We start from the raw sequence: 13,968 nt of genomic DNA on the forward strand, positions 1-13,968 counted from the left end.
CCGGAGAAACGAACCACTCCATGAAAGTTTATCGGCGCCCGGGTCGAAGCCCGGGGCATGCGACGCGTCGAAGTGACCGAGTTCGGCGGTAGCGACGCACTGGACGTGACCGAGGCCGAGACGCCCGAGCCCGGGCCCGGGCAGGTCCGCATCAAGGTCGAGGCCGCGGGCGTCAACTTCGCGGACATCATGCAGCGCCGGGGCCACTACGTCGGCGGGCCCGACCCGACCTACGTGCCCGGGATGGAGGCCGCGGGCGCGATCGACGCCGTCGGCGACGGTGTCGAATACGAGGAGGGCGACCGGGTGGTCGCCATGACCGGCCGGGGCGGCTACGCCGACTACGCGCTGGCCGACGCCGACTCGCTGTTCGAGGTGCCCGAGCCGATGTCATTCGCCGAGGCCGCCGGGTTCCCGGTCCAGTTCCTGACCGCCCACGCGGTCCTCCACGAGTGGGGCAAACTGGAAGACGGTGAGCGCGTCCTGGTCCACGCCGCCGCGGGCGGCGTCGGCACCGCGGCGGTCCAGCTGGCCAGCGCGGCCGGCGCCGAGGTGTTCGGCACCGCCAGCACCGACGAGAAGCTCGACCTGGCCGAACGGCTCGGCTGCGACCACCCGATCAACTACGAGGAATCAGACTTCAGAGAGGTCGTCGCGGACCGGACTGACGACGAGGGCGTCGACCTCGTGCTCGACGGCGTGGGCGGCGAGACGTTCGCGCGGAGCATCGACGCGCTCTCGCACTTCGGCCGGGTCGTGGCCTACGGCGCGGCCAGCGGCGAACCCGGCGAGGTCGACACCACGCGACTGCTCTTCGAGAACAAGTCCGTACTCGGTTTCCACCTCGGGAACGCGCTCCAGCGCGACCCCCAGCGCATCCTGAAGGCGGTGCCCGAGCTCCAGGAGCTGCTGGCGTCGGGCGAACTGGAGGTCGTGGTCGGCGAGCGGTTCCCCCTCGAGGCCGCGGCCGAGGCCCACGAGGCCATCGAGAACCGCGAGACCGTGGGGAAGGTCGTGCTGGAGCCCTGAGCAGGGTCCCGCCGAGATGGCCGGAGACGCTCAGCCCGGGAACTCGCTCACGTCGATTTCCCCCCGGCGACCGTCCAGCACGTCGAACTCCTCGCCGCGACGCAGCTCCAGCCAGCGCAACAGGCGCTCGGCCCACCGAAGTTTCTTCGCCTTCGTCGCGTCGACGTCGGGGTCGTCGAGGTCCCAGCCGACGAACACCAGGCGGTCGGCGCTGAGGTGGTCGGCGAGGAACGCCGCCCGGTCGCCGTCGGTGAAGCCCCCGAAGTTCCGGACGGGCCCGACCGGCCGGGCCTGCGTCGTCGCAAGGACGTGGTCGAGGTCGAACCGGGGCACCCACTCGCGGAGCGCGGCCAGGTTGTCGCCGTGGGCGTGGGCCGCGACCGGAATCCCGTCCCGGGTCAGCTCGCGGGCGGTGGCGGGGTTCTTGTCGAGGTCCGTGACCATGCAGTCGACCGCGATACCAGCGTCCCGGAGGTCGTCGGCCGCGGTCGAGGCCGCGAACACGGCGTCGGCGTCGCGTGCGCGGTCCAGTTGGTCCGCGTCGGTCAGCGAGGGGCCGGCGCCCGCCACGGCGACTGTGAGGCCGGTCGCGTCGAGGCGGTCGAGGTCGAACGGCCGGGCCAGGTCGGCCAGCGCGTCGCGGGCGCGCTCGTCGGCCGACCGGGCGAAGCCGAAGTCGTCGAGTATCAGCTCGTAGACGGGTCTCCAGGTCTGATAGTTCATAAGAACCGTCGAGCCGGAAGTTCGCTGGCAAGTACCCCTACCCGCGAGCGCCCTTCCGGCTTCCCGAGCGGTGGTTCTGGCTCCCCCGGCATAAGTTTTCTCTTAGCGTTTCGGCTCGCCGACGCTTTCGAGCGCCGCGCGCAGGCGGTCTGCGGCCCCGTCGACGAGGGTCCGGAGCCGGCCGAGCTCGGCCGGCGATCCCGCGACCAAGACGCCCGACTCGCCGGGCGCGACGACGGCACCGGCGTCCGGGGCGGCTGCGCCGAGAGCCTCGCGCTCGTCGGTCGAGAGCCCCGAGAGCTCGAAGACCTGCGTCGCCATCTCGTCCGCCAGGTCCGCGTCGGCGCCGAGGCGGTCGAGGTGGCGGGCCGCCTCGCCGGCGACGGTCACGTCGAGTTCCTCGACGCCGATTCCGTCGACGTCCTCGGCCACCCGGTCGCGGGCGAACGCCGCGCCGATCTTCGCGGCGTCGGCGGTCTCGGCCACGTCGTGGGTCCGGACGACGTGGGCGCCGCGCTCGACCGCCATCGAGGTGGCGGCCAGCGACACCGGGAGGGCCGCCTCGGTGCTCCGGCCGGCGACGTCCCGGAGGAAGTTCTTCCGGTTGATCGAGACCAGGATGGGCCGGCCGAGCCCGCGGAACTCCCGGAGGCGGCGGAACGTCTCGCGGTCGTCCTCGAGGGTCTTCTCCTCGGACCACCCGCCGAACGCCGGGTCGACGATGGTCTTGTCGGTCAGCCCCTCACGTTTCAGAGCCTCGTAGATGTCGTCGGGCTTCTCCACCGCGCCCGGCCGCTTCAGGTCGGGCGGACTCGCCATCTTGACGACCGCGGCGTCGCGCTCGCGGCACACGTCGGGCATCGCGGGGTCGGCGAACCCGCAGATGTCGTTGACCATGTCGAAGCCCCGCGAGAGCGCCTCGTCTGCCACCTCGGCATACCGGGTCTCGATGGAGAAGACGGCGTCGCCCGACACGCTCTCGATGGCCTCGACCGCGGTGTCGAGCCGGTCGAGCTCCTGCTCGGCCGACAGCACCTCGAAGCGCTTGTTGGCGGACTCGAGGCCGACGTCGACGATGTCGGCGCCCTCGCCGATGAGCTCCTCGTCGACGTACGCGGCGGCCTCGCCCGGGTCGTCGTAGACGCTCGGGTCGTAGGGCGACTCCTCGCTGACGTTGAGGACGCCCATGATCCGCGGCGGGTAGTCGTCGCCGATGCCCAGCCCCGCGGCGGTGACGTTCTGCATGTCGGGACGGCGGGACCCGAGAGGTAAAAAGCGGGTCGTTTCGGCAGCGATTACAGGGACTGGTCCGTCTCCTCTCTCACCACGACCGGGAACGTCTCGGTGTGGGTCCGCCCCGAGAAGCGAACCGTCGCGGTCACCGACTCGGGAGTCGCGTCGCGCAAGTCGTCGTACCCGACGTCAGCTTCCGAGACGACCTTTCCGTCTCGGTCACGTCCGGTCCAGCGATCGACCGTCACCGCGAGCCCGTGGCGTTCACAACTGTCGGTTCGGTCCCTGCTGTCCCGACCGTCGTCGGTTCGGTCGTCGCCTGCGGCGTCCTCGTCGGGGTGCAGCCCCCACGCGATGCTGACTCCTCGGCTCTTGTCGAGTCGCGACTCGACCACCCCGGCGATGCGGTCCCGACCGAGTTTTGCCCCCTCGGTCGTCGCCCAGTCCTCGAAGGGTCGGGTCTCGTAGGCTGACTCGCGCTCTGGCGGATCCTCGTCGCCGGCCCGAATGCGGGCCACGTATCGAATCGCGTGTTCATCCGGCCGGTACTCGGTCCCGGCGGGCGGGTCGACGTCGCCCTCGACCGAGACGGAGTCGGCGCGACCGCGGTCGGTCATGCAGACCGCTACGACCGTAGGGTGCCTAAGCGTTCGGAGGCGCTCGGAACACACCTGCAGATTGGGTGGATGAAAGGGGCCGCCCGCTCGCGTTTACCTGGTCGTCTGGCCGACCCCTGTCCGAGGCGACCGGAGGGAGCCGAGGATATGTCGGCCAGCGACCGCGAGCGGGCGGGGGCTTTCGAAACCACGTGGTCCGATTCCGTTGGTTGTCACCACGGTCCCCCAGAACACTCGGACCGAAACCACCCGCCGGCGCAAACCTAAGGTTTAAATCGTCCTTCCACAGGGGATGTGACATGAACTTCGTCTCGTCGGGTCACTGGGCCGACCACTCCGGGGCCGACGCCGAGCGGGCGGTCTGGGACCGGCTCAAGTCGGCGTTCGGGCCGGACGACGCCGGCGTCGCCTACCACCGGTACCCCATCGTGGACCGGACCGCCGGGGAGTACGACCGGGAGATGGACTTCCTCCTGTTCCTCCGGGAGGCCGGCGCGGTGGTCATCGAGTGCAAGGGCTACCAGATCGACCACATCCGGGCCATCGAGGGCGACAAGTGGGTGCTGCGGGGGACCGCCCAGTCGAGCGCCGCGCCGTACTCCCAGGCCCGCGACCAGGGGTTCAAGCTGCTCTCGCACTTCACGAAGGAGCCCGACCTGATGGACGAGCGCCACAACCACAAGGTGTCGATGAACCCCCTCGTCGCGCTCCCCAACATCTCCCGGGAGGAGTGGGAGGCCCGCGGGTTCCACGAGGGGCCGGCCGCGCCGCCGGTGCTGACCGCCGACGACCTCACGCCGGCCGCGCTGCGCCGCCGGATCGAGTCGCTGCCCGGCGAGCGGCTCTCCACCGAGGAGTACGAGGCCGCCCGGGCGGTGCTGAGCGGCGGCCAGCCGATCAGCGGCGAGCGCAGTCCACAGCTCGAAGACGGCCAGACGAAGGCCGGCCTCTACGAGCGCCTTCAGAAGGGGCTGAACAGGCTCGACGAGAAGCAGGAGGAGGTCGGTCTCCAGATCCCCGACGGCCCCCAGCAGGTCCGGGGCATCGCGGGGTCGGGCAAGACCGTGCTGATGGCCAAGAAGGCCGCCCGGATGCACGCCGCCCGCCCCGAGTGGGACGTCGCGCTCACGTTCCAGACCCGGAGCCTCTACGACACCATCACCGAGAAGGTCCGGCGCTACTACGCCTTCTTCACCTCCGAGGACGCCGAACCGGACTGGAACAAGCTCAACATCCTCCACGGCTGGGGCGGCCGGGAGCGCCAGGGGCTCTACTACCGCATCGCCCAGGAAGCGGGCGTCTCGCCCCGGACCTACGGCGACGCCAGGGACGCGTTCGACGAGGCGGACGGCAACCTGCTCCACTCCTGTTGCCTGGAGGTGCTGGAGGAGGGTCACGTCCAGGAGTCGTACGACGCGATCCTCATCGACGAGGCCCAGGACTTCGACCCGGGGTTCTACAGGCTCTGCCGGGCCGCGCTCCGCCCGCCGAAGCGGCTTATCTGGGCGTACGACGAGGCCCAGAACCTCCAGACGCTGACCGCGCCGAGCCCGACCAACGTCTTCGGGACCGACGAGTCCGGCGAGCCGGTGGTCGACCTGCGGGGCACCTACGAGGGCGGCGTCCAGAAGAGCCAGATCATGCGGAAGGCCTACCGCACCCCGCGGTCGGTGCTGATGCTGGCCCACGCGCTCGGGATGGGGCTGGTGCGGGACGGCGGCGCGGTCCAGGCCATCACGACCCAGGACGGCTGGGAGTCGATCGGCTACGAGGTCGCGTCGGGCGACTTCCGGAAGTTCGGCGAACCGGTCGAGCTGACGCGGCCGGCCGAGCACTCGCCCCACCCGCTGGCCGACGAGACGGCCGCCACCCCGTTCGCGGCGTTCCAGTCGTTCGCGACCAAGGACGACGAGATCGAGTGGGTGGCCGACCGCGTCGCGGCCGACGTGACCGACCACGGCCTCGCGCCCGAGCAGATCCTGGTCGTCCCGCTCGGTGAGTACTGGCCCTCCAGGGAGACGGGCGAGCGACTCGCCGACGAACTCGAAGCGCGGGGCGTGACCCCCAACCTGGTCTGGGAGGGCAGCAAGGACGTGTTCGCCGAGGACGGCGCGGTCACCGTCTCGCGGGTCAACCGGGCGAAGGGCAACCAGGCCGCGACGGTGTACGTCGTCGGCGTCGAGCACGTCGAGGACGACAGCCGGCGGGCCGACCTGGTCCAGCGGCGCAACGAGGCGTTCGTCGCGCTCACCCGGACCGAGGCGTGGTGCACGGTCACCGGCACGGGCGACGACGAGCCCATCTTCCACGAGATCGAGGACATCAACCGCCAGGTCTCGTGGTTCGACCCGGCCCTGACGTTCCCCGCGCCCCGCCCCGACGACCTCGAACGCGAGATGGACGAGGGGTCGCGGGCCACGACCATCGACCAGTTCGCGGACTAGCCCGGACAGCGGATCGGGCGGCGGCCGACGCGGCGCGGGCAAACGGGCTCTTTTTCACGCCCGAACGCCAACCGTCGAGCAAATGGGCAAGGTCAGCATCGGGCTTCGCGGCTGGCGGTTCGACGAGGAGGAGGTGTTCACCGAGGACGGGGAGTTCCGACCGATGGACGAGATCCCGAAGGAGCCCCGCAAGCGGCTGGTCCGGCTCCAGGCGCTGGTCAACGCGCCCTGCGACGCGTGTTGGCTCATCCACGGCGACGAGGAGGTCCACGAGTGCAACGTCGCGGAGGTCGTCTACGGCGAGGCGCTGGGCGAGGTCGTGCTCTGCTCGGAGCACGAACCCGACTTCCTCTACTGGTTCTCGGAGGCGGGCGGCAGCCGGTTCAAGGGCCAGCAGGAGCTCCAGGACGAGTTCCACGAGTGGTTCGCCGACGGCGGGCGCGCCCCCGAGGGGTACGGCGGCGTCGAGCACGTCGAGACCGACCCCGAGGACGTGCCCGAGCCGCCCGAGGCCGACCAGGAGGCGCTGAACGTCGAGCTCCCCGAGGAGGAGCGCGAGCGCATCGACCTCCGGAACATGGACGCGGAGGGCGACGAGTCGAGCGGCGAACCGATCGACGAGGACGACGCGGACGACCTCGACCTCGGGCGGGACTACCCCTCGTCATGAACCCGCCCGCCGTCGCCGTCGTCGAGCCGAAGACCCCCGGCAACGTCGGGACCATCGCGCGGGCGATGAAGAACTTCGGGCTGTCCGACCTCAAGATAGTCGACCCGCCCGACCTCCACCGCGACAGCGAGGCCTACGGCTTCGCCGGCCAGGCCCGCGAGGACGTGCTGCCGAACTACGACGAGGTGACGTTCGACCACCTCGTGGAGAACTACCACACCGTGGGGCTGACCGGCAAGACCAACGAGGACGCCCGCAAGCACCGCCGGTTCCCGTTCGTGACGGTCGACGAGCTGGCCGACGACCTCCGGGGCGTCGAGGCCGACACCTGCCTCGTCTTCGGCCGCGAGGACAACGGCCTGACCAACGACGAGATGGCGCGGGTCGACCGGGTGTGCTCGATCCCCGCGAGCGCCGCCTACTCGTCGCTCAACCTGGGGCAGGCCGCCACGGTCACCCTCTACGAGCTCCGGGAGCTCACCCTGGAGGAGACCCAGCTCCCGGACGTCGAGCGCGAGCGGGCCGACGAGGCCGAGATCGAGGGGTTCTACGACCACTTCGCCGAGTTCCTGGCCGCGATCGACCACCCCGAGGAGAAGCGGGCCAAGACGCTCCGGCTGGTCCGGCGGCTCCTGGGTCGGGCCCACCCGACCGGCCGGGAGGTCCGGACCCTCCGCGGGGTGCTCCGGCGCGCCATCTACCACGCCGGGGACGACAGCTGACCCCGAGCACCGGCGAAGGCACGGCTCCGGACAGCTTCGACCTGCGCCGTAGTCCGTCGCCCGAACGGCTTTTCCGACTCGCCCGCGAACGTCAGGTAGGCGGTAGTGGGGGTTCGTTCAATGTCACAGGTGCTTAGAGTGCAGTTCGCACGGCGACGGACAGATAGTCAAATCTTTTATCAGACAGGTGCGTAACTACCCAGTACTATGTTTGCCTCCCTCCCGCTCGGTACGCAGTTCACCCTCCTCGTCGCGGTCCCGAGCATCGCGGCCATGCTGGTCGGCAAGCGGCTCTTCCTCCCGGACGAGCGGTTCCGGACGCTGCTCGTCGACTTCCTGAAGACCGACTGGAAGTACCTCGGGGTCGCCTGGGTGGTCACCGAGGTCGTGAACACGCTGGCGCTGCACTTCCACGTCGCCCGGACCTTCACGGGCGCCATCTACGCCATCGAGGGCGCGACCGTCGCGGCGTTCCAGGCGGTGACGGCCACGCCGCTGACGGTGCTGGCGACCGGCGTCTACCTCGTCGGGTTCCCGTTCGTCGTGCTGTTCACGTACTTCAAGCTGAAGGCCCACGACGAGGAGGAGGCCCACCGCTACGCGCTGGCGTACATCATGGTGGTCGTGGCGGCGGTGCCGTTCTTCCTGCTGTTCCCGGTGAAGGTGTCGTCGCTGTACCTCTCGACGGTCGAGCCGCTGATGTACGAGCTCAGCCCGGCCATCCAGTACGGCATCTTCTCGACCGACACGCTCGTGAAGGCGTTCCCGAGCCTCCACACCGGGCTGTCGGTGCTGGCGGCGCTCTACGCCCAGAAGGCCGACACCCGGTACGCTTACACCGCGACGGTGCTCGCGGTCGCCATCGTGTTCTCGACGCTGTACCTCGGCGTCCACTGGGTGACCGACGCCGCGTTCGCAGTCCTGCTGGTGTGGGTGGCCTACAGGCTCTCCCAGCGGGTCAGCGACCCCCGCTGGTCGGTCGTCACCCGGGAGTTCGTCTCCGGGGTCCGGCGGCGCACGCCGCTGTAGTCGGGCGGCGTCGCGCCGCCGCCGGACCGACTCCGGCGCCGCGCGAGTTTTGTGTCCGGGAGTGGTACCGCGAGAGAACATGGCAGACGAAGCCGACACCGCTGGCTCCGACGCGAACGACGCCACCGACACTGACGCCCTAGAGGACGACGCCACCGACGCCGGTCCGGGCAACGACACCACCGACGCCGGAAGTGACGCCACCGACGCCGGAACAGACGAGTTCGACCGGGTGCGGGCCCGGGCGGCCGACGCCGTCCGCGAGGCCGACCCCGACCTGACGTCGGTGTACGTCGGGCTAATCCGCGCGGAGGGGGCCGACGAGTACTACTTCGGCAACGACGTCGACGAGGCGGAGCTCAGGCGCGCGGCCGCCGAGCAGCTCGGGATGCTGACCTGCGTGCTGGCCGACCAGTCGGCGTCCAGCGTCGAGGAGATCGCCGAGCTCGCGGTCGAGCGCGCCGAGTCGATGGACCTGCGGGGGTGACTGACCCGCGGGGACTCGCGGTCGCCGATCCCGAGTTCGGCCGCGGTCGCTGCGCTCAGTCGTCGCCCGGCGCGGGCGGCGACAGCGGCTCGGCGTCGGGGTCCGGCCCGAGCGGCGCGACGTCGACGCTCGTGACCTTGTAGCCCGGGATGTAGCTGGTCGGGTCGAGCTCGTTCATCGTCAGCTGGTTGACCGCACCGTGGACGAAGTGCATCGGGATGAACACCGTCCCGGGGTCGACCCGGTCGGTGAGCGTCGCCTTCACGACGATGGAGCCCCGCGCCGAGGAGACCCGGACGTACTCCCCGTCGGCGACGCCGAGTTCGGCCGCGGTCCTCGGGTGGAGCTCGACGAAGCTCTCGCCGATCTGGCTCATCAGCGCCTCGACCCGGCGGGTGAGCGACCCGGTGTGCCAGTGGTAGAGCACCCGGCCGGTCGTGAGCGTGAACGGGTACTCCTCCGAGGGCAGCTCTGGCGGCCGGCCGAAGTCCGCCGGGACCAGCCTGGCCTTCCCGTCGGGCGTGTTGAACGCCTCGTCGTAGAGGTACGGCGTGCCCGGGTGGTCCTCGTCCCAGACCGGCCACTGGAGGCCGTCGCCCCGCTCCTCCAGTCGCTCGTGGGTCACGCCGCCGTAGATGGGCACGAGGTCGTTGACCTCGTCCATCACGTCGGCCGGGCCGTCGTAGTCCCAGTCGAACCCCATCCGACTCGCCAGGTCCGTCAGGATGTCCATGTCCGAGCGGGCGTCGCCCGGCGGCGAGACGACCGGGTTGACCAGCTGGACGCGGCGCTCGGTGTTGGTGAACGTGCCGCGCTTCTCGGCGAACGTCGAGGCCGGCAGCACCACGTCGGCGAACTTCGCGGTCTCGGTCATGAAGATGTCCTGGACGACGAGGAAGTCGATCTCCCGGAGCGCCCGACGCGGGTCCTCGACGTCGGGCTCGGAGAGCGCGGGGTTCTCGCCGACGACGTACATCCCGCGGACGTTGCCCTCGTTGATCTCCTCGAACATCTCGGTCACGCGCAGGCCGACCTCGTCGGGCGGCCGGACGCCCCACGCCGCCTCGAACTTGTCGAGCACCGCGTCGTCGGTCAGGTCCTGGTAGCCCGGCAGGTTGTCGGGGATCGGGCCCATGTCGCCGCCCCCGCCCTGGACGTTGTTCTGGCCCCGGAACGGCGACAGCCCCGACCGGGGCTCGCCCACGTGGCCGGTGATGAGCGCGAGGTCGGCCAGCGCCAGCACGGTGCTGGTGCCGTAGGTGTGCTGGGAGAGCCCCATCGCCCACCCGAACACGCAGGTGTCGGCGGTGGCGACGGTCTCGGCGGCGCTCCGGAGTTCCTCGGGGGGCACGCCCGACAGCTCCTCGACCTTCGCGGGCGTGAACGGCTGGACCTTCTCGCGCACCTGCTCGAACCCGGTCGTCCGCTCTTCGACGAACGCCTCGTCGTGGAGGTCGTGCTCGATGACGTACCGGATCATCCCGTTGATCCAGGCCACGTCGGTCCCCGCTTCGGTGCGGGTGTACTGGGTGGCGTGGTCGGCGAGGTGGATCTTCCGGGGGTCGAACACCACGAGGTCGGCGCCGTCGTTCGCGTTCTGGATGATGCGGGTCGACAGCACCGGATGGCTCGACGTGACGTTCGCGCCCGTGATGAGGTAGCAGTCGGTCTCGCCGATGTCCTCGTTGATGCGGTTGGTCATCGCGCCGTACCCGACGGTCTGCTTGAGCGCGGCCACCGTCGAGGAGTGGCACAGCCGGGTGCAGTTGTCGATGTGCTTGGTCCCGAGCACCTGTCGGGCGAACTTCTGGGCGAGGTAGTTCTCCTCGTTGGTCGCCTTCGACGAGGAGGTCATCGCGAGCGCGTCGGGCGAGTGGGCCTCGCGGATGTCCGCGAACGCCTCGACCACCCGCGAGAGCGCCTCGTCCCAGGTGGCCTCGCGGAACCCGTCGCCTTCCCTGACCAGCGGCGTCTCCAGGCGCTCGTCGCTGTCGACGAAGTCGTAGCCGAACTTCCCCTTCACGCAGGTCGAGATGTTGTTCACCGGCGCCTTCTCGGGGTCGGTCGCCCGCACCCCCAGGATCTCCCGGTCCTCGCCCCTGTCCTTGCCGTACACGTCGAACCGGCAGCCCACCGCGCAGTAGCCGCAGGTGGTGTCGGCGACGTTGACCCGCGCGAGCCGGACGTCGGCCAGCGCGGTCGAGACGTCGAACAGCGTGCCGATGGAGACGGTGTGCTCGGTGAACTTCTCGGCGGTGTGCTCGACCGATTCGAGCACCGCGTCGGTCGCGTCGCTCACCGCGCGGTCGGCCCGGTCGCGCATCTTCGCCATCGCGTTCGCCAGCCCGGACTTCCGTGGCGCGCCCATCGTCTGCTGGACCGCCCGGTCCTCGGCGAACAGGTCGTCGGGGAAGCCCGGGACGTTCCGGTTGGGCGCTTCGGCGGTCTCGGCGGTCTCGGCCGGCTCGTGCTCGATCACCTCGCCGATGGAGTTCTTCTGGGTGAACCCGGGCAGCGGGAGCGACGAGCTGCCGACCAGCCCCTTCTCGACCAGCGAGCCGGTCGGACACAGCGTCACGCAGTGGCCGCAGGAGATGCAGGTCGACTCGTCCCAGGTCTCGGCGCCCGGCTTCTGGAAGCCGATGTGGGTGTCGTCGCCCGACCCCTCCATCCGGAGCACGCCCGCGGCCTGGACGTCGTTGCACGCCTCGACGCACCGGTTGCAGAGGATGCACTTGTTGCGGTCGAGCTGGATGACCGACGAGGAGTCGTCGATGGGCACGTACTCGTCGCGGTCGTCGAAGACGCCGTACCGGGGATGGTCGACGTTGTGCTCGATGGAGGTGTCCTGGAGCTCGCACCGGCCGTTCTGCCCGCAGGTCGAGCACCGCAGGTTGTGGTCGGCCAGCACCAGGTCGAGGTTGACGTCCCGGGCGTCCTGGGCGTCGGGCGCGTCGGTCGACACCGAGAGGCCGTCCTCGGCCGGGAAGTGGCACGAGGCGACCAGCCCGTGCTCGTCGGTCTCGACCATGCAGGTCCGGCAGGTCCCCCGCGGTCCGACGCGGTCCTCCCGCTCGTACGAGCAGAGCGCCTGGACCTCGTCGCCCGGCTCGACCGCCTCGATCGCGTCGAGCAGGGTCGAGCCCGGCGGCAGCGACACCGACTGGCCGTCGACCTCGACGGTCGTCGGCTGGTCGCCGGTCGTGCCCGCCGGCGGGTCGTTGGCCGTCCCCGTCTCGATGTCGGCGGTGAACGGCGTCCTCGGCTGGGGGTCCGCGACGTCGGGGACGCGCCGCTCGTCGACGTCGGAGCCGCCCCGGTCGACAGATGCGGGGTCCCGGGTTCCGCCCTCGTCCGGGACGTGCGGCGTGGGGTCGTCGCTGCTCATCAGTCGGCTCCTCCCCCGGCGCCCTCGGACCGGGCCGCCTGCGCCGAGACCTCGCAGGTGCCGGCCGGGCACCGGCCCCGGCTGTGGGCGACGAACTCGGTCTCGAACCGGTCCATGGCGGTCCGGGCCGGGCGCTGGGCGTTCCGCCCGAACGCGCAGAGGCTCGACGACGCCATCACGCTCGTCAGCTCCCGGAGCATGTCGTCCTTGTACTCGCCGCCGTAGATGTCCCGCAACAGGCCGGTCAGCTGCTTGGTTCCCTCCCGGCCGGGGTAGCACCGGCCGCAGTTCTCGGCGCTGGCGAAGCTGGCGCGCTGGCCGGCCAGCGCGACCACGCAGGTGTCCTCGTCGCACACCTCGATCACGCCGTTCGTCCCGAGGTCGCTGCCCCGGAGCGCGCCGGCGCTCGGCGGGACGTCGAGGTCGGTCGTCAGCCCGCCGAACCGCCCGCCGACGCAGGCGGCCTTGACTCGGCCGGTCGGCTCCGCGGCGTCGAGCGCGTCCGCGAGCGACCCGCCGGTCGGGAGTTCGAGCGTGGCCCGGGCGTCCACGTCGCCGGTCACGGTGACGACGCGGGTTCCGGGGTCGGACGCGTCCGGGTCGAAGGCGCCGGCATCGTTGTCACCCAGCAGCTCCCGAATCTGTGCGAGCGTCCGGGGCGTGTGGACCAGCGTCGGCCGCCCGTAGAGGCCGTACTCGGCCGGGCCGGGCGGTCGACGCCGCGCCTCGATGCGGTCGGCGCCCTCCAGCGACTCCAGGGCCATCGTGGGCTCGCCCGCGGTGTACTCGTCGGGGCCGACCGCGACGTGGAGCGCGGCGTCGACCCCGAGCGCGTCGCCCGGGCCGGTCGCGGCCGCCTGGACCCGACGCCGGGCGAGGTCGGCGGTCTCGCTGACGTAGAACACGACGTCGGTCGCTCCGACGACGGCCGCGACCGCCAGCGCGCCGTCGACGACGCCGGCCGGGTCGCCCTCGAGCAGCGTCGCGTCCATCCGGGCCCGGGGGTCGGCCTCGTTGGCGTTGACGACGACCACGGGGTCGCCGGCGGCGTCGCGCGCCGTCTCCCAGGCGTCGGCCACCGGGTCGTCCGCGACGGCGTCGCCGCGCCCACGACCCCGGAGCCCGACGGTCCGGAGCGTCGCCAGCGCTCCGTCGGGATCGTCGGCGACGCGTCCGGCGACAGGTCCGGCAGTCTCCCGGTCGGCGTCGGGGTGGGTGGGGTCGAGCCACCCGCATCGCCCGAGCGCGCGCCGCCGTCCGACCGAGAGCGGTCCCGTCTCCGGAACCGGGAGCCGGGTAGTCGCGGGGTCGTGGTCGACCACGGCGTCGGCGTCGTTCCGGTGGAGTTGACCGGCCTCGAGCGACGGGACGACGGCCGCGACGGTGTCGGTGGTCGCGTTCGCGTGGAACGCGGTCGTCCCGTCGACCGTGGCGAGCGCGAGCGGCGAGAGGCGCTCGATCCCCGTCGGTCCGGTCTCGACGACCCGGACGTCGTCGGCGGCGGTCCGGGCCGCCCGCACGACCTCGTCGGCGACCGGGGCGCCCGCGTTCGTCACCCGCAGCGTCGGTGCCCCGGAGTCGGCTGTCGGGCTCACGGTCTGTCTCCCCCCATGGAATGATGGCACC

At 71.2% G+C, this 13,968-nt stretch carries 11 protein-coding genes; 6 read left to right on the forward strand and 5 right to left on the reverse strand.

What is annotated here, in order from left to right; all coding sequences use genetic code 11:
• Positions 1 to 57 precede the first annotated feature (57 nt).
• Entirely contained in the window at positions 58 to 1,029 is a 972-nt protein-coding gene (locus ACQUQF_RS11540; RefSeq protein WP_435178896.1) for a quinone oxidoreductase family protein, read from the forward strand.
• A 30-nt stretch (positions 1,030 to 1,059) separates the two neighbouring features.
• On the opposite strand, the gene ACQUQF_RS11545 is transcribed toward ACQUQF_RS11540, so the two are convergent.
• The 3 genes from ACQUQF_RS11545 to ACQUQF_RS11555 form a co-directional block, all read right to left on the reverse strand.
• On the reverse strand, positions 1,060 to 1,752 hold the full coding sequence (locus ACQUQF_RS11545) for a 6-hydroxymethylpterin diphosphokinase MptE-like protein (RefSeq protein WP_435178898.1): 693 nt from the start codon (positions 1,750 to 1,752) through the stop codon (positions 1,060 to 1,062).
• Positions 1,753 to 1,854: 102 nt separating this feature from the next.
• On the reverse strand, positions 1,855 to 2,997 hold the full coding sequence (folP, locus tag ACQUQF_RS11550) for a dihydropteroate synthase (RefSeq protein WP_435178900.1): 1,143 nt from the start codon (positions 2,995 to 2,997) through the stop codon (positions 1,855 to 1,857).
• A 50-nt stretch (positions 2,998 to 3,047) separates the two neighbouring features.
• The gene (locus ACQUQF_RS11555) at positions 3,048 to 3,602 is read right to left on the reverse strand and encodes a hypothetical protein (RefSeq protein ID WP_435178902.1); all 555 of its coding nucleotides are present in this window, start codon (positions 3,600 to 3,602) and stop codon (positions 3,048 to 3,050) included.
• Positions 3,603 to 3,901: 299 nt separating this feature from the next.
• Between ACQUQF_RS11555 and ACQUQF_RS11560 the strand changes: the two genes are divergently transcribed.
• The 5 genes from ACQUQF_RS11560 to ACQUQF_RS11580 all read left to right on the forward strand — a co-directional run bounded on the left by ACQUQF_RS11560 (position 3,902) and on the right by ACQUQF_RS11580 (position 8,954).
• Complete coding sequence (locus tag ACQUQF_RS11560; protein ID WP_435178904.1) at positions 3,902 to 6,046, forward strand: NERD domain-containing protein; 2,145 nt, start codon at positions 3,902 to 3,904, stop codon at positions 6,044 to 6,046.
• Between the two features lie 82 nt (positions 6,047 to 6,128).
• Positions 6,129 to 6,716, forward strand: coding sequence for a hypothetical protein (locus ACQUQF_RS11565; RefSeq protein ID WP_435178906.1), 588 nt, complete (start codon positions 6,129 to 6,131; stop codon positions 6,714 to 6,716).
• Complete coding sequence (locus tag ACQUQF_RS11570; protein WP_435178908.1) at positions 6,713 to 7,438, forward strand: RNA methyltransferase; 726 nt, start codon at positions 6,713 to 6,715, stop codon at positions 7,436 to 7,438. Before ACQUQF_RS11565 ends, ACQUQF_RS11570 begins: the two co-directional genes overlap by 4 nt.
• A 207-nt stretch (positions 7,439 to 7,645) precedes the next feature.
• Positions 7,646 to 8,467, forward strand: a complete 822-nt coding sequence (locus ACQUQF_RS11575) for a phosphatase PAP2 family protein (protein ID WP_435178910.1) — start codon at positions 7,646 to 7,648, stop codon at positions 8,465 to 8,467.
• Between the two features lie 79 nt (positions 8,468 to 8,546).
• A complete protein-coding gene (locus ACQUQF_RS11580) occupies positions 8,547 to 8,954 on the forward strand; it encodes a hypothetical protein (RefSeq protein ID WP_435178912.1) in 408 nt (135 codons plus the stop codon).
• Positions 8,955 to 9,009: 55 nt separating this feature from the next.
• Here the strand turns inward: ACQUQF_RS11580 and fdhF are convergent, their stop codons facing one another.
• Together fdhF and ACQUQF_RS11590 are read right to left on the reverse strand one after the other, a co-directional pair.
• Positions 9,010 to 12,342 (reverse strand): formate dehydrogenase subunit alpha, encoded by a 3,333-nt coding sequence (gene fdhF, locus ACQUQF_RS11585; protein WP_435178914.1) that lies wholly within the window; start codon positions 12,340 to 12,342, stop codon positions 9,010 to 9,012.
• Positions 12,342 to 13,937 carry an NADH-ubiquinone oxidoreductase-F iron-sulfur binding region domain-containing protein gene (locus ACQUQF_RS11590; protein WP_435178916.1) on the reverse strand — a complete coding sequence of 532 codons (1,596 nt, stop codon included), beginning with the start codon at positions 13,935 to 13,937 and terminating at the stop codon, positions 12,342 to 12,344. Before ACQUQF_RS11590 ends, fdhF begins: the two co-directional genes overlap by 1 nt.
• Between the last annotated feature and the right edge of the window lie 31 nt (positions 13,938 to 13,968).

The organism is Halorussus sp. AFM4, assembly GCF_051194995.1.
In the GTDB taxonomy this organism is placed as follows: domain Archaea; phylum Halobacteriota; class Halobacteria; order Halobacteriales; family Haladaptataceae; genus Halorussus.